The sequence below is a fragment of the Cupriavidus sp. CPT47-8839-RL05A genome, assembly GCF_058792255.1.
Window position 1 is genome coordinate 1 of the sequence record NZ_JBYTEG010000007.1, and the last position, 19,965, is coordinate 19,965.

At 66.6% G+C, this 19,965-nt stretch carries 18 protein-coding genes and 1 pseudogene; 15 read left to right on the forward strand and 4 right to left on the reverse strand.

Features of this window, described 5'->3' with window-relative positions; translation table 11 throughout:
* Positions 1-110 precede the first annotated feature (110 nt).
* From AC3WVS_RS09805 to AC3WVS_RS09815, 3 genes are all read right to left on the reverse strand, one after another.
* Positions 111-755 (reverse strand): bifunctional 4-hydroxy-2-oxoglutarate aldolase/2-dehydro-3-deoxy-phosphogluconate aldolase, encoded by a 645-nt coding sequence (locus AC3WVS_RS09805; RefSeq protein WP_492318455.1) that lies wholly within the window; start codon positions 753-755, stop codon positions 111-113.
* 65 nt (positions 756-820) lie between these two features.
* On the reverse strand, positions 821-1,756 hold the full coding sequence (locus AC3WVS_RS09810) for a sugar kinase (RefSeq protein ID WP_492318456.1): 936 nt from the start codon (positions 1,754-1,756) through the stop codon (positions 821-823).
* Positions 1,757-1,769: 13 nt separating this feature from the next.
* Positions 1,770-3,038 carry an amino acid deaminase gene (locus AC3WVS_RS09815; protein ID WP_492318457.1) on the reverse strand — a complete coding sequence of 423 codons (1,269 nt, stop codon included), beginning with the start codon at positions 3,036-3,038 and terminating at the stop codon, positions 1,770-1,772.
* A gap of 224 nt (positions 3,039-3,262) precedes the next feature.
* Here AC3WVS_RS09815 and AC3WVS_RS09820 point away from each other — a divergent pair, with 224 nt between their 5' ends.
* The 7 genes from AC3WVS_RS09820 to AC3WVS_RS09850 all read left to right on the forward strand — a co-directional run bounded on the left by AC3WVS_RS09820 (position 3,263) and on the right by AC3WVS_RS09850 (position 8,942).
* Positions 3,263-4,168 (forward strand): MurR/RpiR family transcriptional regulator, encoded by a 906-nt coding sequence (locus AC3WVS_RS09820; protein WP_492318458.1) that lies wholly within the window; start codon positions 3,263-3,265, stop codon positions 4,166-4,168.
* Positions 4,169-4,170: 2 nt separating this feature from the next.
* The gene (locus tag AC3WVS_RS09825) at positions 4,171-5,643 is read left to right on the forward strand and encodes an N-acyl-D-amino-acid deacylase family protein (RefSeq protein ID WP_492318459.1); all 1,473 of its coding nucleotides are present in this window, start codon (positions 4,171-4,173) and stop codon (positions 5,641-5,643) included.
* Positions 5,644-5,695: 52 nt separating this feature from the next.
* A complete protein-coding gene (locus tag AC3WVS_RS09830; protein ID WP_012355941.1) occupies positions 5,696-6,088 on the forward strand; it encodes a RidA family protein in 393 nt (130 codons plus the stop codon).
* A gap of 111 nt (positions 6,089-6,199) precedes the next feature.
* Positions 6,200-7,561, forward strand: a complete 1,362-nt coding sequence (locus AC3WVS_RS09835) for a GntP family permease (protein WP_492318460.1) — start codon at positions 6,200-6,202, stop codon at positions 7,559-7,561.
* Positions 7,562-8,062: 501 nt separating this feature from the next.
* Positions 8,063-8,248, forward strand: a complete 186-nt coding sequence (locus AC3WVS_RS09840; protein ID WP_492318461.1) for a hypothetical protein — start codon at positions 8,063-8,065, stop codon at positions 8,246-8,248.
* Positions 8,249-8,358: 110 nt separating this feature from the next.
* Positions 8,359-8,565, forward strand: coding sequence for a type II toxin-antitoxin system VapB family antitoxin (locus tag AC3WVS_RS09845; RefSeq protein ID WP_492318462.1), 207 nt, complete (start codon positions 8,359-8,361; stop codon positions 8,563-8,565).
* Positions 8,562-8,942, forward strand: a complete 381-nt coding sequence (locus AC3WVS_RS09850; protein ID WP_492318463.1) for a type II toxin-antitoxin system VapC family toxin — start codon at positions 8,562-8,564, stop codon at positions 8,940-8,942. The genes AC3WVS_RS09845 and AC3WVS_RS09850 overlap by 4 nt, the downstream gene beginning before the upstream one ends.
* Positions 8,943-9,044: 102 nt before the next feature.
* Here the strand turns inward: AC3WVS_RS09850 and AC3WVS_RS09855 are convergent.
* Positions 9,045-9,317, reverse strand: a pseudogene (locus AC3WVS_RS09855) (ABC transporter ATP-binding protein); the annotation flags it as partial.
* Between the two features lie 89 nt (positions 9,318-9,406).
* Between AC3WVS_RS09855 and AC3WVS_RS09860 the strand changes: the two are divergent.
* From AC3WVS_RS09860 to AC3WVS_RS09895, 8 genes are all read left to right on the forward strand, one after another.
* Positions 9,407-10,324, forward strand: a complete 918-nt coding sequence (locus AC3WVS_RS09860; RefSeq protein WP_492318464.1) for an aldo/keto reductase — start codon at positions 9,407-9,409, stop codon at positions 10,322-10,324.
* 12 nt (positions 10,325-10,336) lie between these two features.
* Positions 10,337-11,704, forward strand: coding sequence for an NTP/NDP exchange transporter (locus tag AC3WVS_RS09865; protein ID WP_492318465.1), 1,368 nt, complete (start codon positions 10,337-10,339; stop codon positions 11,702-11,704).
* Positions 11,705-11,854: 150 nt separating this feature from the next.
* The gene (locus AC3WVS_RS09870) at positions 11,855-13,318 is read left to right on the forward strand and encodes an MFS transporter (protein ID WP_492318466.1); all 1,464 of its coding nucleotides are present in this window, start codon (positions 11,855-11,857) and stop codon (positions 13,316-13,318) included.
* On the forward strand, positions 13,315-14,838 hold the full coding sequence (locus AC3WVS_RS09875; RefSeq protein WP_492318467.1) for an FGGY family carbohydrate kinase: 1,524 nt from the start codon (positions 13,315-13,317) through the stop codon (positions 14,836-14,838). Before AC3WVS_RS09870 ends, AC3WVS_RS09875 begins: the two co-directional genes overlap by 4 nt.
* Before the next feature lie 18 nt (positions 14,839-14,856).
* Positions 14,857-16,536: a glycerol-3-phosphate dehydrogenase/oxidase gene (locus tag AC3WVS_RS09880; RefSeq protein WP_492318468.1), complete on the forward strand. Its 1,680-nt coding sequence runs from the start codon at positions 14,857-14,859 to the stop codon at positions 16,534-16,536.
* Positions 16,533-18,083, forward strand: a complete 1,551-nt coding sequence (locus tag AC3WVS_RS09885) for an FAD-binding oxidoreductase (protein WP_492318469.1) — start codon at positions 16,533-16,535, stop codon at positions 18,081-18,083. Before AC3WVS_RS09880 ends, AC3WVS_RS09885 begins: the two co-directional genes overlap by 4 nt.
* 5 nt (positions 18,084-18,088) lie before the next feature.
* Positions 18,089-18,673 carry a glycerol-3-phosphate responsive antiterminator gene (locus tag AC3WVS_RS09890; protein ID WP_492318470.1) on the forward strand — a complete coding sequence of 195 codons (585 nt, stop codon included), beginning with the start codon at positions 18,089-18,091 and terminating at the stop codon, positions 18,671-18,673.
* 178 nt (positions 18,674-18,851) lie between these two features.
* Positions 18,852-19,958 (forward strand): S-(hydroxymethyl)glutathione dehydrogenase/class III alcohol dehydrogenase, encoded by a 1,107-nt coding sequence (locus AC3WVS_RS09895; RefSeq protein WP_116358555.1) that lies wholly within the window; start codon positions 18,852-18,854, stop codon positions 19,956-19,958.
* Positions 19,959-19,965 lie beyond the last annotated feature (7 nt).

The window sequence follows — 19,965 nt, forward strand, 5'->3', positions numbered from 1 at the left end:
TTGAATGCCTCGTCGTACTTCGTCATGAAAAACACCCCAAAGATTGGATCAACGTCCAACTTTTGGGGTGCAGTTCAATGGCGTGCCGTTTCTCTTTGCGCTGCCGCTGCTCAGCGCTTGTTGCGCAATGCCCTGGCCTGCTCGGCCAGCGTGCGGATGCGGCCCCAGTCGCCGCTGGCGACCGCGTCCTTGGGCACCACCCACGAACCGCCCACGCACACCACGTTCGGCAGCGCCAGGTAGGTCGGCGCCAGCGCGGCGTCGATGCCGCCGGTCGGGCAGAAGCGCAGCTGCGGCAGCGGGCCGCCCAGCGACTTCAGCATCGGCACGCCGCCCGCTGCCTGCGCCGGGAAGAACTTGAGGAAGGTGAAGCCGGCTTCCAGCGCCGCCATCGCCTCACTGGCAGTGGCCACGCCCGGCAGCAGCGAGATGCCGGCGCCGTGCGCGCCCTCGGCCAGCGCCGGGGTCAGGCCGGGCGAGACGGCAAACTGTGCGCCCGCATCGCGCACGGCGTGCAGCTGCTCGACGTTCAGCACCGTGCCGGCACCGACGCAGGCCTGCGGCAAGGCTGCCGCCACCGCCTTGATCGCTTCCAGTGCCACCGGCGTACGCAGCGTGATCTCAAGCAGCGGCAAGCCGCCGGTGACCAGTGCCTCGCTGACGTGCAGGGCCTCGTCGACCGAGTGGAATTCCAGCACCGGGATCACCGGCACGTCGGCAAGGCGTTGAAGCAGCGGGGAAGTCTGGTTTTGCATGGCTGTCTCGGAATAGGAAGTGCAGAAGCAGGGTTTCAGGGAAGCAGGAGTTCAGGCCAACGGGATCATGCGATCACCGACACCGACTGCGCCAGCCGGCCCAGCACGGTCTGGGCGTCGGGGATCGGCGCCACCGCGCCGTAACCGGTGGTAGACAGCGCCGCCGCCACGTTGGCATAGCGCGCCGCCTCGAACGGATCGGCACCCGCGGCCAGGCGCGCAACAAAGCTGCCGCCGAAGCAGTCGCCCGCGCCGGTGGCATCGACCGGCTCGACCGGATAAGGCGGCACCAGCGCGCGCGACTCTGGCGTGGCCACATAGGAGCCCTCTTCGCCCAGCTTCAGCGCGACCAGGCCGATGCCGCAGCCCAGCAGGTAGTCGACGATGGCGTCGCGGTCGTCCAGCCCGGTCAGCACGGTGATGTCATCCCAGCTGGGCAGGCACACGTCGGTCAGCATGAGGGCCTCGCGCATGATGCCGCGCGCGCGCGCCAGCGACCACAGTCGCAGCCGCAGGTTGGTGTCCAGCGTGACCTTGGTGCCGGCCTTGCGCGCATGCTCCATCGCGTCCAGCCCGGCATCGCAGGCGCTGGTGCTGATGGCCAGGCTGATGCCCGACAGGTGCAGGTAGCGCGCCGCGGCGATCGCGCCCAGCGGCAGATGCTCATGCTGGTAGCGGCTGGCGGCAGAGCCTTCGCGCAGGTAGTCGAAGCGGTGGCCGTGGTTGTCGTGCGAGACAAAATAGACCCCGGTAGGCGCGCTCGGGTCGACGCGCACATGGCGGGTATCGACCCGCTCCTGCGTCCACAGCGCGCGCAGGCGCTCGCCGAAGGTGTCGGCGCCGACCGCGCAGATATAGCCGGTGCTGGCGCCCTGGCGCGCAGCGGCAATGCAGAAGTTGGAAGTGTCGCCGCCAAAGCCTTGCAGGTAGCGCGACGGATCGTCGGGCTGCTGGTTGAACTCCACCAGCGGTTCGCCGTAGGCCAGGATGTCGATGCTCATGGGGCCGTCTGCCTCAGAAGAAGGTTTGCACGATGTCGATCACGCGCATGTCGCGGTCCAGCACCGGGATATGGCGCCACTTGTCGAAAGTCAGGCACGGGTGCGAGATATCGAAAGCGATCATGTCGCCGACCTGAACGTCGTCGCCCGGCTTGACCTGCAGGTAGGCGTGCTGGTCCATCATGCCGGTGACCTCCCAGTGCGCGGGCACGTCCACCGGCGCCTCGGTGCCGGGCCGGTACAGCCGCGCCGGGATTGGCATGCCGGCGTCGAAGGCCGCATCGCGCTTGCCCATGCCGATGATGACGCGGTCCGGTTCGGGGATCGACTGCACATAGGCCCACAGCTGCAGCGCCGGCAGCAGGCCCTCGCGCATCTTCTGCGCGACCGGGTTGCTGGCCAGGATGCGCTGCTGCGCGGCGCGGTAGATGCCTACGTCATGCGTCAGGTAGCAGCCCGGGCGCAGCACGATGTCGATCGGCGCGCCGATCTCGGTGCGCGCGAATTCCTCGGCCACCACGTCGTACCAGGCCGAGCCCGCGCCCGACATCACCACCGGGCTGCGGCCGAAGCGGCCTTCCTGTGCCAGCTGCCGCGTCACCGCCACCGTGCGTTGCAGGAACTTGCGGATATCGGCTTCTTCCTTGAGCACGCCTTCATAGATCTCGACGCCGGCCAGCGACAGCGCCTGCGGCCAGCGCGCCAGCGCGTCCAGCACGGCCTGCTGCTGCGCATCGTCGCGTACGCCGGTGCGCCCGCCTTCCACGCCCAGTTCCAGCAGCACCTGCAGCTTCTGCCCGCGCTCCTGGAAGAACTTGCCGAGCTGGTCGACCAGCGCGGCCGAGTCCACCAGCGCGAAGAATTCGAAATCCGGATCGCGCAGCAGGTCAGCGATGATTTCCATATTGCGCCGGCCCACCAGCTGGTTGGCCATCAGCACGCGCTTGACGCCGTGCGCATGCGCGGCCGCGGTCTGGTGCGCGGTGGCCAGCGTGATGCCCCACGCGCCGGCGCCGAGCTGGCGCGCAAACAGCTTGGGCGCCATGGTGGTCTTGCCATGCGGCGCAAGCTGCACGCCGTACTCGTTCATGAAGCGGCGCATCCATTCCAGGTTGTGCGCAAGCCGGTCTTCATAGAGCACCGCGGCCGGCAGGCTCAACTCTTCCTGCAACAGGTTCCAGCCGGTCTGGCCGGCCGCATCCGGGGCGATCGGGGCTTCCATCCGGCCCAGCGCCTTGTTGAGCGGATCGATCACGCCGGCCTGATACTTTATTTCATGCATGCTTGTCATCACCCTGAAAAAATCTGATTGACGTAATGATAGCCCTGAAAATAAGATATTTCATCCTTGTTATAAAGTAACACGCAGATCCCCGGAAGGGCTAGCCGGGACCACGCGACTGGCATCCGCCACGTGCGCCAATCACTGTTATAGCCCCTGCCCGCAAGTACTGCAGCTTTCGTCACATTTCGATCCGACCCGTCTTCCGACCAGACCTGCCGCCCATGACCGCGCCCTTCGACATCCTGACCCGCATCGCCGAGCGCGGCCCCGCGCTGCGCCTGGCCGAGCAGAAGGTGGCGCAGGTGGTGCTGGAAGACCTGGCCGGCGCGGCCGCCGCCAGCATCAATGAGCTGGCGCGCAAGGCCGGCGTCAGCGAGGCCAGCGTGACGCGCTTTGCCAAGGCCATCGGCTGCCGCGACGTGCGCGACCTGAAGTTGCGCCTGGCTCAGGCCACCGCGGTGGGTGCGCGCTTCCTGCAGCCCGGCAGCGTTCCCGCCGGTGAAGCCACCCCGGCCACGCTCGCTGACAGCATCCACGCCGACATCCTCACCGCGCTCGAAGTCAACCGCGGCATGATGGATGCGCAGCGCATCGAACAGGCCGCGCGCCTGTTGCTTGGCGCACGCATGGTCTACGCTTTTGGCATGGGCGGCGGCTCGTCGTTCATGGCCGACGAGGCGCGCCATCGCCTGGCGCGACTGGGCCAGCCGGTGGCGAGCTACCAGGACGCCCTGCTGCAGAAGATGGTGGCGGCCACGCTGGGCCGCGACGACGTGGTGCTGGCCTTCTCGGCCAGCGGCCGCGTGCCGGAGATGCTGGCCAGCTGCGATATCGCGCGCGAGTACGGTGCCCGCCTGGTGGCCGTGACCGCGCTGGGCTCGCCGCTGGCCGCGCGCGCCGACGTGCTGCTGCCGGTGCGCACGCTGGAGACGGATTTCATTTTCAAGCCGTCGGCATCGCGCTACGCCATGCTGATGGTGCTGGACGTGCTGGCGACGCAATGCGCGCTGTTGCAGCCGGACCAGAGCAAGGAGCGCCTGCGCCGGCTCAAGTACGTGCTGGACACCCACCGCGGTGAAAGCGGCCCCGCCAGGGGCCCCGACAGCCGCCAGCCGCTGGGAGACTGACCATGCCACACCTGTTCGATACCCTGATCCGCTGCGTCACCCTGATCGACGGCTCCGGCGCCGCCGCGCGCCTGGCCGACGTGGCCCTGCGCGACGGCCGCATCGCCCGCATCGATGAAGCCGGCGCGATCGATCCCGACGCCGCCTCGCATGTAGTCGAAGGCGACGGCCTGGTCCTTGCACCGGGCTTTATCGACGTGCATACGCACGACGACACCAACGTGGTGCGCCAGCCCGAGATGACGCCCAAGCTGTCGCAGGGCGTGACCACGGTGGTGGTCGGCAACTGCGGCATCAGCGCCGCGCCGGTGACGCTGGCGGGCGAGCCGCCCGACCCGATGAACCTGCTCGGCCATGCCGACGCCTTCCGCTACCCGGATTTCAAAAGCTACGTCGATGCGGTGGAAGCCGCGCAGCCCGCGGTCAACGTTGCCGCGCTGGTCGGCCATACCGCGCTGCGCAGCAACCATATGGACCGCTTCGACCGCGCTGCCACGCCGAAAGAAATCGCGGCAATGCGCGCACAGCTGGAAGAAGCGCTGCAGCACGGCGCGCTGGGCCTGTCCACGGGCCTGGCCTACGCCAATGCCTTCAGCGCGCCGACCGATGAGGTGCTGGCGCTGGCCGAACCGCTGGCCAAGGCCGGCGCGCTCTACGCCACCCACCTGCGCAGCGAGTTCGCCGAGATCCTCGACGCCATGGACGAGGCCTTCCGCATCGGCCGCCATGCGCGCGTGCCGGTGGTGATCTCGCACCTGAAATGCGCGGGCGTGGCCAACTGGGGCCGCAGCACCGAGGTGCTGGACGCACTCGACGGCGCGCAGCGCTGGCAGCCGGTGGGCTGCGATTGTTACCCCTACACCGCCAGCTCCTCCACGCTGGACCTGAAGCAGGTCACCAGCGACTTCGACATCATGGTGACCTGGTCCGAAGGCGCGCCCGAAATGAGCGGCCGCCTGCTGGCCGATATCGCCGCCGAATGGCAGGTCGACCTGCACGAAGCCGCGCGCCGGCTGATGCCCGCGGGCGCGGTCTACCACTGCATGGAAGACGCCGACGTCGACCGCATCCTGAGCCATCCGGCCACGGTGGTCGGCTCGGACGGGCTGCCCAACGACCCGCTGCCGCATCCACGCCTGTGGGGCGCCTTCCCGCGCGTGCTGGGCCACTACGCCCGCGACCGCGAGCTGTTCCCGCTGACGGTGGCCGTCAACAAGATGACCGGCATGTCCGCCGAGCGCTTCGGCCTGCAGGAGCGCGGCTTCGTGCGCGAAGGCTACTGGGCCGACCTGGTGCTGTTCGACGCCACCACCATCCGCGATGCGGCCAGCTTTACCGATCCAATGCAACCGGCCGAGGGCATTGCCGCGGTCTGGGTCAACGGCGAGCTGTCATGGCAGCAGCGCCAGACCACCGGCGTGCGCGCCGGCCGGTTCCTGCCGCGAGGCTCGCGGCCTGAGTTCGGCGCCGCCTGACCGGCGCGCTGCCCTCCTTCCTTCCCATATCCAACACATCCCAGGAGTACCCATGGACATCAAACGATTCGGCGTCGAAGGCGGCACCGGTACCGGCGGCCAGCACATGCCCTTTGCCCGCGCGGTCGCGGCCGATGGCTGGCTCTACGTCTCCGGCCAGGTGCCGATGGTCAACGGCGAGGTCATCGACGGCGGCATCGTGCCCCAGACCCACCAGGCCATCAAGAACGTGCTGGCCATCCTGGCCGAGGCCGGCTACGGCCCCGAGCACGTCGTGCGTTGCGGCGTCTGGCTGGACGACACGCGCGACTTCGCCTCGTTCAACAAGATCTTCAAGGAATACTTCGGCGCCAACCCGCCCGCGCGCGCCTGCGTGCAGTCGAGCATGGTGGTGGACTGCAAGGTCGAAGTGGACTGCATCGCCTACAAGAAGCCGGCAGCCTGAGCCTGCTGCCTGCGGATTGTGTACTCCCCTCTCCCAACCGCGGAAGAGGGGAAAAACTAAAAACTAACCCCTGCCGCCACAAGCGGCCTTTTTTCCACACAAGGAGACAATATGGGTGCCGTCACCGGAACCACGCTCTTGGTGTATGCGCTGATCGCAGTGATCGCACTGGTGGTGCTGATCGCGCGCTTCAAGCTCAACCCCTTCATTACCCTCGTGGTCGTTTCGGTGCTGCTCGGCTTTGCCGTTGGCATGCCGATGGGCGACATCGTCAAGTCCTTTGAAGCCGGTGTCGGCGGCACGCTGGGCCATATCGCGCTGGTGGTCGGCCTTGGCACCATGCTCGGCAAGATGATGGCCGAGTCCGGCGGCGCGGAGCGCATCGCGAACACACTGATCGATTTCTTCGGCGCGAAGAACGTGCATTGGGCGATGGCCACCATCGCCTTTATCGTCGGCCTGCCGGTGTTCTTTGAAGTGGGCTTCGTGCTGCTGGTGCCGATCGCCTTCAACGTGGCCAAGCGCACCGGCACGTCGATGGTGCTGGTCGGCATCCCGATGGTGGCCGGCCTGTCCGTGGTGCACGGCCTGATTCCGCCGCACCCGGCCGCACTGCTGGCGGTGACCGCCTATGGCGCCGACATCGGCAAGACCATCATGTACGCGCTGATCGTTGGCATTCCCACCGCAGCCCTCGCCGGCCCGCTGTTCGCCAAGCTGATGGACCGCTACGTCAAGCTGCCCGAGATCAACCCGCTGGCGGACCAGTTCACCGAAGAGGATGAGCGCGTCAAGGCATCGCACGAGTTGCCGGGCTTCGGCATCACGGTGTTCACCATCCTGCTGCCCGTGATCCTGATGCTGATCGGCAGCTGGGCCGACCTGTTCACCACGCCCAAGACCTTTGCCAACGACTTCCTGAAGCTGATCGGCAACTCGGTGATGGCGCTGCTGATCGCCGCGCTGGTGAGCTTCTACACCTTCGGCAAGGCGCGCGGCTTCAACCGCGAGACCATCCTCAAGTTCACCAACGAGTGCGTGGCGCCCACCGCCATCATCACGCTCGTCGTCGGTGCCGGCGGTGGCTTTGGCCGCATCCTGCGCGACTCGGGCATCTCCAACGCCATCGTCGACGTCGCCACCGGCGCCAACGTGTCGGTGCTGGTGCTGGGCTGGCTGGTGGCGGTGATGATCCGCATCGCCACGGGCTCGGCCACGGTGGCCATGACCACCGCCGCGGGCATCGTCGCGCCGATCGCCGCCAGCGTGCCGGGCACCCGCCCGGAACTGCTGGTGCTGACCACCGGCGCCGGCTCGCTGATCCTGTCGCACGTGAACGACGGCGGCTTCTGGCTGGTCAAGGAGTACTTCAACATGACCGTGACCCAGACTTTCCAGACCTGGTCGGTCTGCGAGACCATCATCTCCGTGGTGGCGCTGCTGCTGACGCTGGGCCTGGCCACGCTGATCTGAGCGTTACCTCCCGCGCCCCCGCCCCGGGGGCGCGCCGGGCGGCCCCGGCAGGCCCCGGTATCAACCGGGATTGGCTTGCCTGCGCCACCATCCCAACTTCATGGCCGGCCGTGGCTGCCTTCGACGGCATGGGCGCGGTCTACGAAAGCCGCACGCGCATTTTCAAGAGTCGGCGATTTCTGGATCCGCTGCATGGATTCAAACTTCGCCCGCCCCTGGAAATGCGACATCTCTCATCGATTCCCCTGCACCGACAGCAAATACTGGTGGCGTCATCGGATCACCGATGATCGGGTGTGGAAAGCCCGGATGTCTGACGAGGACAGGCGTTGCGCTTGCAGCATGCAACGCCTGTGTGCTCGCATGGTTCCATGGCGGGCCAAGCGAGGCAGCCGCAAGGCTGGCCGGTTCCACCTCGTCAGACCGGTCTTTCCACCCTCGTTGACTGGCCCGCCGCCCTCACGTGGAAAGGAGTGGCGCGCACTCACTAGTGAGGAATCAATGACGACGATCGATGAAATGACTAACGAATGCCTGCAGCAGGTTCGCGCTGGTATTAACGGCGTTCTCGTACTTCTGGATCACGAAAGCGAACGCTCGGAGGGCTGCTTCAGCGCGCTTTGCCTGCTTGGCATGGTGAAGGCGCAGCTTGATGGACTGCTGGCCGAACGGGAGCGGATGCTGTAGCGGCTCGTTGGTGTGACGGGGCAGTCACCGTCACACCATCCTGCAGGCAACCTTGCCTAGATGCTTTTTTTGATGCACCATAACATCAAATCTGAGGCGAGGAGCATGCTATGCGCACGACCGTCACTATCGACGACGCCCTTTATGAACAAGCACTAGAGATAGCCGACCCTGGCATGGACAAATCTGATCTTTTTCGTGAGGCAATCAAGACTTTCGTGCGGGTGCAAGCAGCCAAGCGCCTCGCGGCGCTGGGTGGCACCGCTCCCGACATGGAAGATGTGCCACGTAGCCGCATCGAACCCGAATCGAAATGAGCGTGCTCGTCGACACCTCTGTGTGGGTGGATCATTTCAAGAACCGCAATGACGCACTGGTCAGTCTGCTCGTGTCGGATCAAGCACTGACCCACCCCATGGTCCTGGTTGAACTAGCCTGCGGGACGCCCCCGGCACCGCGTGCGCGGACACTCGGTGACATCGGGCTGTTGCAGCCCGCAAGGCAAGCGAGCTTGTCAGAGGTAATGGCGTTCATCGAGCACGAAAAATTGCATGGACTCGGTTGCGGCCTGGTGGATGTCTCATTGCTGGCTTCCACTTTGATCACGCCAGGCGCACGGCTATGGACACTGGACCAACGTCTCAACGACTTGTCAGTGCGTTTTGGTGTGGCGCATCGACCCAAGCTTCACTAGGTCACGTGAAGCGCCGCGACTCTATTCAGCAACGAGGCACTGGCTGCTGAAAGCGACCGGCAGGTTAACCTGCACCAGGTTCGCGACGTTTTTTTGGCCACGTCATACCCCGACCACACTCATCAGCGCATCCAGCCGCGCCTTGTCTGCCAGCAACACAGCGCTGTCCGACGCATGCACCACCCTTCCCCGGTCCAGCACCATCGCCCGCTGCGTCATCGCCAGTGCCAGCCGCGCATTCCGTTCCACCACGATCGCCGCCATGTCCGACTGGCCGATCAGTTGCCGGATCACCCGCCGCAGTTCCTGCATGATGATCGGCGCCGAGCCTTCCATCGGTTCGTCCAGCATCAACAGCGCCGGGTTGAGCATCAGTTTGTCGCGCAACTGATCAACGCAACGGTTTACAAGGGTCCGCCCGCAGCCTAAGGTCAACCAGTAAGTCACTTGCCGGGAACCATCCCATGTCGATCGACCGCCGCTCCTTCCTCAGCCTTGCAGCAGGCCTGGCCGCTACCGGCCTCGGCCCTGTGCTGCCGGCTCATGCCGCCACCGTCGCCGCCCCCTTGCGCCGCAATATCCCGGGCACCACCGAAGCCCTGCCCGTGATCGGCATGGGCACCGCCGACACCTTCAACGTCGGCACCGGCGCCGACGAACGCAAGCCGCTGGCGGAGGTGATGGGCCTGCTGCTGCAGAGCGAAGGCTCGGTCGTCGATACCGCGCCCAGCTACGGCAGCGCCGAGGCCGTGACCGGCGACCTGCTGCGCGCGGCCAACGCCCGCAGCCGGGTGTTCCTGGCCACCAAGATCTCGGCCAAATCCGGCGCGCCCGCGCAGGCGCAATGGGCGCGCTCGCTGGCCGACCTGCATGTAGACAAGGTCGACCTGCTGCAGATACACAACCTGATCGACTGGCAGGCCAACCTGCGCTGGCTGCGCGAGCTGAAGGAACAGGGCCGCATCCGCTACCTGGGCATCACCCATTACCGCGAGGACGCGCACGAGGCGCTGGAGAAGATCGTGCGCAGCGAGCGCGTGGACTTTGTCCAGATCAACTATTCAGTGGCCGAGCGCAATGCCGAGCGCACGCTGCTGCCGCTGTGTGAAGCACGCGGCGTGGCGGTGCTGATCAACCGGCCATTCCAGGACGGACGCCTCTTTCGCGCCGTCAAGGACCGCCCGCTGCCGCCGTGGGCCGGCGATATCGACTGCGGCTCGTGGGCCCAGCTGTTCCTGAAGTTCATCGTCAGCCATCCCGCCGTGACCGCGGCGATCCCGGCCACCTCCAAGCCGCCCAACATGGCCGACAACCTCGGCGCCGGACTGGGCCGCATGCCCGATCCCGGCCAGCGCGAGCGCATCGCCGCGCTGCTGCGCTGAGCCGTACCGATCGTGGACGATCCCGCGCGCGACCCGCCTGCCGGCGGCCTGGCCCGGCTGCGGCGCGGTTTCGGCATCCGCCCCGGCGAGGGCGGCGCCGTGGTGGCCGGCTTCCTGTTTTTCTTCTGCCTGTTCGCCAGCTATTTCATGCTGCGGCCGGTGCGCGAGACCATGGGCATTGCCGGCGGCGTGAAGAACCTGCAGTGGCTGTTCACCGCCACCTTTGTCGTGATGCTGGCCGCGATCCCGCTGTACGGCGCGGTCTGCGCGTGGCTGCCGCGGCGCCGCTTCGTGCCCTGGGTGTACGCCTTCTTTATCGCCAACCTGCTTGGCTTTGCGCTGGCCACTCGCGCCCTGCCTGACAACGTCTGGCTGGCGCGCGTGTTCTACGTGTGGCTGTCGGTGTTCAACCTGTTCGTGGTGTCCGTGGCATGGAGCCTGATGGCGGATGTGTTCCGCCCCGAGCAGGCGCGCCGTCTGTTCGCACTGCTGGCCGCCGGCGCCAGCGCGGGTGGGCTGGCCGGCCCCGTGCTGGGCGGCTGGCTGGTGCCGCGGATCGGCCTGACCGGACTGATGCTGCTGTCGGCCGCGCTGCTGGCCGCAACGCTGCCCGGCGTGGGCTGGCTGTTCGGCTGGCGCCGCCGCGCCGGCGCGGGCGTGGTGCAGCCGGGCGAAGCCCCGGCCGGCGCGGCGCAGGATCCGGCCAACCCCATCGGCGGCGGGCTGCTGGCCGGGCTGTCGCTGCTGCTGCGCTCGCGCTACCTGCTTGGCATCGGCCTGTTCGTGATCCTGCTGGCCACGGCCAGCACCTTCCTGTATTTCGAGCAGGCGCGGCTGGTGGCCGAGGCCTTCCCGGAGCGCACCCGCCAGACCCAGGTCTTCAGCGCGCTGGATGCTGCCGTGCAGGCGCTGACCATCCTGGTCCAGCTCTTCTTCACCGGCCGCATGGCGCGCCGCTATGGCGTCACCGTGCTGCTGACCGCGGTGCCGCTGGCGGTGACCTGCGGCTTTCTCGTACTGGCGATGCTGCCGACCTTCGGCGTGCTGGCCGGCGTGATGATCCTGCGGCGCGTGGGCGAATACGCACTGCTGCGCCCCGGGCGCGAGATGCTGTTCACCGTGGTCGATCCCGAGACCAAGTACAAGGCCAAGAACGTGATCGACACCGCCGTCTACCGTGCGGGCGATGCGGTCAGTGCGTGGGTCAAGACGGCGATCGATGCGCTGTCGGGCCATCCCGCCACGGTGGCGCTGGCTGGCGCCGTGCTGGCGCTGGTGTGGGCGGGGCTGGGCTGGTGGCTGGGGCGGCGGCATGAGGGTCAACTGGCCCCGCCGGATGCCAGTCCGCGCCGTGCCGTGGGGAATACCGCTGCACGCTAATGCCCAGGACAAGGGTTTTCCCGGTTGACGCTGTGCCTGCGAAGCCATACATTGGCCACGCAGATCTAGATAAGAGACCATCTGTAAGATGGTCTCTTCGCGCCTTGCAGTTGCTGCGGCCTCTTACAGAACAAATAAGAGGAGACCGCCGTGCAACACTCTGCCATCAAGATTCGTGGCATCGATGATGTCATTGCCTACATAGATTCCTGCCCAGGCATTCGCGGCAGGGCCGGTGTCATCTGGTGGCTCGCACTCGGCGGGCTATTCCTTGATGCATTTTCCAATTCTGCACTGAGCGCCGGCCTCGGGCCGATGACGCGCAACCTTCAACTCGCGCCGGCAAAAGTCGCCCTGTTGACCTCGTTTGCTTCATGGGTGGCCATTGCCTTCAACCCTATCGGCGGCTGGATGGCCGACCGCTGGGGCCGCGTCCGCCCGCTGATCCTCGCCAAGGTCCTGGCTGTGGCCGGCGCATTGCTGGTGGTGTTTGCCCCCGGCTTCGAGGTGATCCTGGCCGGTCGCTTCTTTGTCGGCGCGGCCTACGGCATCGACTTTGCCATCGCCATGGCGGTGCTGGCGGAGTTCACGCCGGTGAAACTCAAGAGTCGGCTGAACACGTGGCAAGGCATGTGGTACACGGCCGTCTGCTCTAACCTGTTGCTGGCACTGCTGTTCTACTCCTGGGACGTTGGCGACACGATCTGGCGCTACTCGGTGGCAGCCACCGCGGTCTTCGGCGTGATCATCCTGCTGCTGCAGGGCCTGTTCCTGGTGGAAAGCCCGATCTGGCTGGCGCGCAAGGAATTGCTCGATGCCGCCGCACATGCCATGACGCGCATCTACGGACGTGAGTTCGTTGCCGCACCGCCCGCGGAACGCATCCCCGTCCTCAACCAGGCGCGCCGCGGCCTGGCCAACGTGCTGCTGATCTTCCGCGGCGTCTACCTGCCGCGCACCGTGCTGGCGGCAACTGTGCAGATCGGGCAGTCGATCCAGTACTTCGCGATCGGCTGGTACCTGCCGCTGATCAGTGCGGCCCTGTTCGGCAAGGACTTTGTGTACGCGACGATCGGCGCGCTGGTCTTCAACGTCTGCGGCATCTTTGGCGGGTTCCTCTCGCCCTTGATAGGCCGCAAGCTGGGCCTGCGCCGCGCCTCGGCGTTCGGCTTTGCTGCGGTATTCGCCATGCTGCTGATCCTGGGCCTGTTCAACCGCAAGATGCCGATGTGGATGGCAGTGGTCGTTCCGTCGCTGTTCATTCTGTTCCACTCGGGCGGACCCGGCGCAAATGGCAAGAGCCTGTCGTCACTGTCTTTCCGCAGTGAACTGCGCGCGGGCGCCAACGGCATCATCGGCGCACTCGGTGCCATCGGCGCTGCACTGGGCCTGCTGGTGTTCCCGCTGTTCCGCGCACAGTATGGGCTGGAGACCACCTTCCTGATCCTGTCCGTGGTCCCGCTGCTGGCCAGCATCATCTGCTTCGCGATCCGCTGGGACCCGACCCGCACCACCATCAACCCCGACAATGAAGCCGATGCCCCGCAGTTCAAGGGCGATGTGCCGGACGCTCCGGGCTTCATGAATCCCGCGATTGAAAAGGCCCGCCCATGACCCAGCGCAGAAATGTCATCCTTGCAATCGATGAGGGCACCTCAGGCACGCGGGCAGCGGTGGTGGCCGCCGACGGTCATGTCATGTGCCTCGAGTACACCACGCTTGAGGTCCGTTCCCCCTGCCCCGGCGTGGTCGAACAGGACGCCGACGTCCTGCTCGACAAGACCCTGGCGGTTTGCCGCGCCACCCTGGCGCAGGCCGCTCACGAAGACCTGACCGTCACCGCCCTCGCCATCGCGACCCAGCGCGCCACCGCGGTACTGTGGGACACGCAGACCGGACGTGCGCTGGTACCCGCCATGGTGTGGCAGGACACGCGATACGCAGCCGATCTCGACCAGCTTGCGCCGGCATGGGACGCGACTCTGCGCGAAGCAGTCGGCCGCCCCACCGGTGTGCGCTCGCCTTACCTGTGGGCGGCGCGGCACCTGCGTGACACGCCGGCTGTGGCTGACGCCTTCCGTGCGCGCCGGCTCGCCTTCGGCACCATCGACAGCTGGCTGCTCTGGCACCTGTCGACGGCACGCGCGTGCATCACCACGCCGACCAATGCCACCTCATGCAACGCCTACGTGCTGACCGGGCATCGCTACCAGCTCGACTGGATCGACGCGCTTGGCTTTCCGCGCGAGCTGCTGCCTGAGCTGCGCCAGGATGCGGACGACTTCGGCCGCACGCGGCCGGACGTGCTGGGGATTGACGTGCCGATCCTCGCTTGTGCCGGGGACCAGCTCGCCGGCGCAATCGGCCTAGGATGCCTCGATGCCGGCCAGGCGATGTGCCTGCATGGCACCGGCAGCTTCGTCGACCTGGTAGTCGGTCCGAACCTTCCCGCACGCAGCGGCAAGTCGGACAGCACCCTGACCATGACCGCACGCCGGCAGCTGGGCGTGTCGCATTTCTCCGTCGAAACCTTTGTCGCCACCACCGGCTCCGCGCTCAACTGGGTCTGCGACAAGCTCGGCTGGTTCGAGAATGCCAGGCAAATCAGTGCGCTGGCCAGCACTGTTGCATCGTCACGAAGCGTGACCTTTATTCCCGCGCTGACCGGCCTGCGAGTCCCACGCATGCAGCCTGAAGCGCGCGCAGCATTGACCGGTATCTCGATGGCAACGACGCAGGCCGAGATGGCCTTTGCCATCCTCGAAGGCATTGCCCACTCGGTGACTTCCTGCATCGAGGCCAACCGGGAGATCGCGGGCGTGCCAGTGTCGGAACTGGTGGTCGGCGGCGGCTTGTCCGGCAGCGATGCGCTGCTGCAGATGCAGGCGGATCTCAGCGGAATTTCCATCCACCGCATGAAGGAGACCGACCGCGCCAGCCTGCGCGGCATCGCTTACCTTGCCGGCTCGTCCGGCCTGCTTTGGGATTCCATGCAGCAGGCCCGGGCCACCACGACCCCGGACGCGGTATTCGAACCTGCGATCAGCGCCGATGAGCGCGCCCAGCGGCGCGCGCTCTGGAATGCGCGGGTGGCATCCGAGCTCAACCATGCGGACGCGCTTGCGGTCCATTAACCAGGAGCAACAACAGACATGGTGATTTTTCCATCCCGCAGCGCTAACCGCGAGCGCGCCGCCATGACCAGCACCGAGCCATTGCGGCTGATGCGCCGGGACCTGCTCGACCGCCTGGAGGCGGATGCGTTCGACATCCTGGTGGTCGGCGGCGGCGTGACGGGCGCCTACGCCGCGCTGGATGCCAGCTTGCGCGGCTATCGCGTGGCGCTGGTTGAAAAGTGCGACTTCGCCGCGGGGACCTCGTCCAAGTCATCAAAGATGGTGCACGGCGGCCTGCGCTATATCGAGCAGGGCAATCTCGGCCTGGTGCGCCATTCACTGCTGGAGCGCCAGCGCCTGCGCCGCAACGCGCGCCATCTGGTGCAGCGGCTGCCGTTCCTGTTCCCGGTGATGGAGCGCAACGGCGTGTTCGACAAGCGCCTGGCCAAGGCCTTCGAAAGCCTGCTCTGGACCTACGACCTCGCCGGTGGCTGGCGCGAGGGAATCCTGCACCAGAAGCTGACCAAGGCCGAGGTGCTGTCACACTGCCCGACCTTCAATGAGGAACATCTGACCGGCGGCTACCTGTACTTCGATGCGCGCGTCGATGATGCCCGCCTGACACTGAACATCGCACGCACGGCAGCGTTCCATGGCGCGGCCGTGGTCAATCACGCGACCGTCGCCGAGATCACCCGCGATGGCCACGGCAAGGTGGATGGCGCCATTGTCCACGCCGGCGAGCGCGAGATCCGCGTGCGCGCAGGCGTGGTCATCATGGCAACCGGCGTCTGGCTGCGCGACTGGACCGGCCGCAGGAAGGGCGAAGCCAGGACCCTGCACATCCGCCCTGCCAAGGGCGTCCACATTGCCATCCCGTGGCTGAAGATCCGCAATGACTGCACGGTGACGATCCCGGTGCCCGGCCGCAACCGCCGGGCAACCATCACGCGGTGGGGCAATGTGTCCTACCTCGGCACCACCGACGAAGACTATGAGGGCGACCTCGACAATGTCATGTGCACCCGGCAGGAACTGGACTTCCTGCTGGAGGGCGCGCGCTCGGCACTAAAGACCGACCTGACGCCGGATGACGTGGTGGGCAGCATCGCGGGGTGCCGCCCGCTGGTGGCGCCGCCCGGCGGCAAGACCCTGGAAATCAGGCGCAATCACGAGATTCATACCGCCGACGACGGCCTGGTGACCATCGTCGGCGGCAAGCTCACGACCTCGCGGCACATGGCAGAGCAAACCATCGATGCCGCGCAGAAGGTCATCGGCAAGCGCAGCAAGTGCCTGACCAGATCGGCCTATCTGCTCGGGGCGGCTGGCTATGACGCGCAGGCCATCGTCGCATCCGGCGGCATGTCCGCGCACCTGGGCGAGCGCTATGGCACGGAGGCGCGCTTTGTCAGCGACATCCTGCAGGCGGACGCCACCCTGGCCAGGCCGATCGTCGAAGGCCTGCCGTATACCGAAGCCGAAATCGTCTACGCCGTGCGTCATGAACTGGCCGGCACGGTTGACGACGTCTTGTCACGACGCATCCGTGCCCGCCTGATGGCGCGCGATGCCTCCGCCCGTGCCGCAGCGCGGGTGGGCCAGATCCTCCAGGCCGAACTCGGATTGTCCGAAGCGGCCGTGGCGCGGCAGGTCAGCGAATACCTGGCCGCCGTCGCCCTCGAAAAATCCGTCCTCATGGGAGACTCAGCATGATCAGCAAGGAAGCCATCAAGCGCGGCTACAACCGCGGCAACTACGTTGTCGGCGCCCACACGCCGCCGGGCTATGCGGCGAACATCCAGGGCACGCCGGATGCGCCGGGCCTGCAACGCGACACCATTGCCGTCTGCGCGGCCGATGTCGCGGCCCTGCGCAAGGTGGCCGACGAGGTCCTGACCGATACCGCCGACGTCGTGGCGTGGACCCGCGACTGGTGGGCCGGATCGATGATCACGGAGACCGCGGGCAAGCCCGCCACGCCGCGCGGGGTCATCGTGCGCGCTTCCACCGTGGAACAGGTGCAGGCAGTCATGCGCATTGCCAGCGCCAGCGCCATTCCGGTCACCGTATCGGCCGGCCGCAGCAACGTCACGGGCGCTGCCCTGCCCGTGCGCGGCGGCATCGTGCTGGACGTGTGCGGCCTGAACCAGCTGGTCGGATTCGACAAGGACAGCCAGATCGTCGACGTGGAAGCCGGCATGTTCGGCGACATTTTCGAGGAGACCGTGCAGAAGGAATTCGGCATGACGATGGGCCACTGGCCTTCGTCGTACGCGATCAGCACGGTCGGCGGATGGGTAGCCTGCCGCGGCGCCGGCCAGTTGTCCACGCGCTATGGCAAGATCGAGGACATGGTGTTCGGCATGGACGTGGTGCTGGCCGACGGCAGCCTGGTCACCGTGGGCGGCTACTCGCGCGCGGCATTGGGCCCGGATCTGCAGCAACTGTTCATCGGGTCCGAGGGCATGCTGGGCGTGATCGTGCGCGTGCGCCTCAAGCTGCACCGCCTGCCCGACTACGGGCGCGCCATCGCCTATGGCTTCAAGACCTTTGCCATCGGCCTGGAGGCCTGCCGCGAGATCATGCAGCGCGGGGCCAACCCGGCCGCGCTGCGGCTCTATGACGAACTGGAAAGCGGCGTGCAGTTCGGACTGCCGGACACCAACGTCCTGCTGGTTGCCGACGAGGGCGCGCGCGAGATGGTCGATGCGGTGATGACGATCAGCGAGCGCGTGTGCCAGGAACTTGGTGACAAACTGGACAGCGAGTCCATTTTCGAGCGCTGGCTCGACACGCGCTACCTGACCGGCAAGAGCGCCGAGGGCTTCAAGCGCAGCCCCGGCTTTGTCGCCGACACGCTCGAAATGTCAGGGCCGTGGCGCGACCTGGCTGCCATCTACGCGGACGTGGTCAAGGCCATCAATGCCGTGCCGGGCACCCTCGCCGGCTCCGCGCACCAGTCGCACGCCTATGTGGACGGCGCCTGCCTGTACTTCTCCCTTCGCGGCGAGGTCGCGGTGGAAGACCGCCAGAATTGGTATCGCCAGGCATGGGATGCTGCCAATGCGGTGCTGATCCAATACAATGCGGCACTGAGCCACCACCACGGAATCGGGCTGCTGCGCGCGCCATATATGGCCTCGTCGCTGGACACGGCGTTCCCGCTGCTGGCGGCGGTCAAGCAGGCACTCGACCCGCAGAATATCCTGAACCCGGGCAAGCTGGGTCTCAGTGACGTGCTCACCAACGAACCGAAGTAACCAGCATGGACAGGTCCCTCGGTGCGCGCCTGACGCGACACCCCGTCATCGGCACACTCTACGGTGTTGACCAGATCGACGCCATCTTTGAAAGCGTGGCCGAAGTCTGCATTGTCGCCAACGTGGAACTGCGCAAGCTGCAGCCCGTCATCGCCACGCTGGCCAGCGCCGGCAAGTACGTCATCGTCAATATCGACAGCTGCGAAGGCTTGTCGCAGGACAAGGGCGGGGTGGAGTACCTGGCCGACATCGGGGTGACCAGTCTGGTTTCCACGCGCGTGGCAACGATCCAGCGCGCCAACCGCGCCGGCATGGTGACGATGCAGAAGGTCTTTGTGACCGACCGCTCCACCTGGCCGCGCAGCGTCAAGGCGCTCGAACAGAGCGACCCGAACCTGGTGCAGCTGATGCCGGCGCCGATGCTGTCGCACCTGCCCGAAGCGGACCGCAAGGCGCTGCCGCCGATCGTGACATCAGGCTTTGTCTGCAATCGGGATGATATCCGCAGCGCGCTCGCACATGGCGCCGTGGCCGTCTCCACCAGCGACCGCAAGCTCTGGAATCTGGAAGCGAGAGCGCTGAAGGCGTAAGACTCGCGCCTGGCGCCGCCTGGGCAGTTTCGCTGACCGCTGATCGGCCAAAACTGGCCCGCTGCGGCAGGAAGATCGTATAGTCTTGTCCTCGGACCTGGCTTGCCCCCGCGCCGCGCCGGCCTACGCCGCGCAGCCCGCAAGCCACCCCACATTCCTGATCCCGGAGGACTCCCCCATGAAAACCAAAGCCGCCATCGCCTGGAAAGCCGGCGCCCCGCTGACCATTGAAGACGTGGACCTGGACGGCCCGCGCGCCGGGGAAGTGCTGGTGGAAGTCAAGGCCACCGGTATCTGCCATACCGACTACTACACCTTGTCCGGGGCCGACCCGGAAGGCATTTTCCCGGCGATCCTGGGCCATGAAGGCGCGGGCATCGTCACCGACGTCGGCCCGGGCGTGACCTCGCTCAAGCCCGGCGACCACGTGATCCCCCTGTACACGCCGGAATGCCGCCAGTGCAAGTTCTGCCTGTCGCGCAAGACCAACCTGTGCCAGGCGATCCGCGCCACCCAGGGCAAGGGCCTGATGCCGGACGGCACCTCGCGCTTTTCCATCGACGGCAAGCCGATCTTCCACTACATGGGCACCTCGACCTTCGCCAACCACATCGTGGTGCCGGAGATCGCACTGGCCAAGATCCGCCCCGACGCGCCGTTCGACAAGGTCTGCTACATCGGCTGCGGCGTCACCACCGGCGTGGGCGCGGTGCTGTTCACCGCCAAGGTGGAAGCCGGCGCCAACGTGGTCGTGTTCGGCCTGGGCGGCATTGGCCTGAACGTGATCCAGGCGGCCAAGATGGTGGGCGCCGACAAGATCATCGGCGTGGACCTGAACCCTGGCCGCGAAGCCATGGCGCGCAAGTTCGGCATGACCCACTTCATCAACCCGAAGGACGTGGATAACGTGGTCGACCACATCATCCAGCTGACCGACGGCGGTGCCGACTATTCGTTCGAATGCATCGGCAACACGCAGGTCATGCGCCAGGCGCTGGAGTGCTGCCACAAGGGCTGGGGCAAGTCGATCATCATCGGCGTGGCCGAGGCCGGCGCGGAGATCTCGACGCGGCCGTTCCAGCTGGTGACGGGGCGCGAGTGGAAGGGCTCGGCCTTTGGCGGCGCCCGCGGGCGCACCGATGTACCGAAGATCGTCGACTGGTACATGGAGGGCAAGCTCAATATCGACGACCTGATCACGCACACGCTGCCGCTGGAGCGCATCAACGAGGGCTTCGACCTGATGAAGCGCGGCGAGTCGATCCGCTCGGTGGTGCTGTACTGAGGACGGC

Excerpts from the sequence above, each read along its gene's own strand:
- AC3WVS_RS09825 (WP_492318459.1), top strand. The coding sequence starts at position 4,171 with ATGCCACACCTGTTCGATACCCTGATCCGCTGCGTCACCCTGATCGAC.
- AC3WVS_RS09840 (WP_492318461.1), top strand. The coding sequence starts at position 8,063 with ATGACGACGATCGATGAAATGACTAACGAATGCCTGCAGCAGGTTCGC.
- AC3WVS_RS09885 (WP_492318469.1), top strand. The coding sequence starts at position 16,533 with ATGATCAGCAAGGAAGCCATCAAGCGCGGCTACAACCGCGGCAACTAC.
- AC3WVS_RS09815 (WP_492318457.1), bottom strand. The coding sequence starts at position 3,038 with ATGCATGAAATAAAGTATCAGGCCGGCGTGATCGATCCGCTCAACAAG.
- AC3WVS_RS09890 (WP_492318470.1), top strand. The coding sequence starts at position 18,089 with ATGGACAGGTCCCTCGGTGCGCGCCTGACGCGACACCCCGTCATCGGC.
- AC3WVS_RS09810 (WP_492318456.1), bottom strand. The coding sequence starts at position 1,756 with ATGAGCATCGACATCCTGGCCTACGGCGAACCGCTGGTGGAGTTCAAC.
- AC3WVS_RS09820 (WP_492318458.1), top strand. The coding sequence starts at position 3,263 with ATGACCGCGCCCTTCGACATCCTGACCCGCATCGCCGAGCGCGGCCCC.
- AC3WVS_RS09850 (WP_492318463.1), top strand. The coding sequence starts at position 8,562 with ATGAGCGTGCTCGTCGACACCTCTGTGTGGGTGGATCATTTCAAGAAC.
- AC3WVS_RS09860 (WP_492318464.1), top strand. The coding sequence starts at position 9,407 with ATGTCGATCGACCGCCGCTCCTTCCTCAGCCTTGCAGCAGGCCTGGCC.
- AC3WVS_RS09895 (WP_116358555.1), top strand. The coding sequence starts at position 18,852 with ATGAAAACCAAAGCCGCCATCGCCTGGAAAGCCGGCGCCCCGCTGACC.
- AC3WVS_RS09835 (WP_492318460.1), top strand. The coding sequence starts at position 6,200 with ATGGGTGCCGTCACCGGAACCACGCTCTTGGTGTATGCGCTGATCGCA.
- AC3WVS_RS09845 (WP_492318462.1), top strand. The coding sequence starts at position 8,359 with ATGCGCACGACCGTCACTATCGACGACGCCCTTTATGAACAAGCACTA.
- AC3WVS_RS09830 (WP_012355941.1), top strand. The coding sequence starts at position 5,696 with ATGGACATCAAACGATTCGGCGTCGAAGGCGGCACCGGTACCGGCGGC.
- AC3WVS_RS09875 (WP_492318467.1), top strand. The coding sequence starts at position 13,315 with ATGACCCAGCGCAGAAATGTCATCCTTGCAATCGATGAGGGCACCTCA.
- AC3WVS_RS09880 (WP_492318468.1), top strand. The coding sequence starts at position 14,857 with ATGGTGATTTTTCCATCCCGCAGCGCTAACCGCGAGCGCGCCGCCATG.
- AC3WVS_RS09805 (WP_492318455.1), bottom strand. The coding sequence starts at position 755 with ATGCAAAACCAGACTTCCCCGCTGCTTCAACGCCTTGCCGACGTGCCG.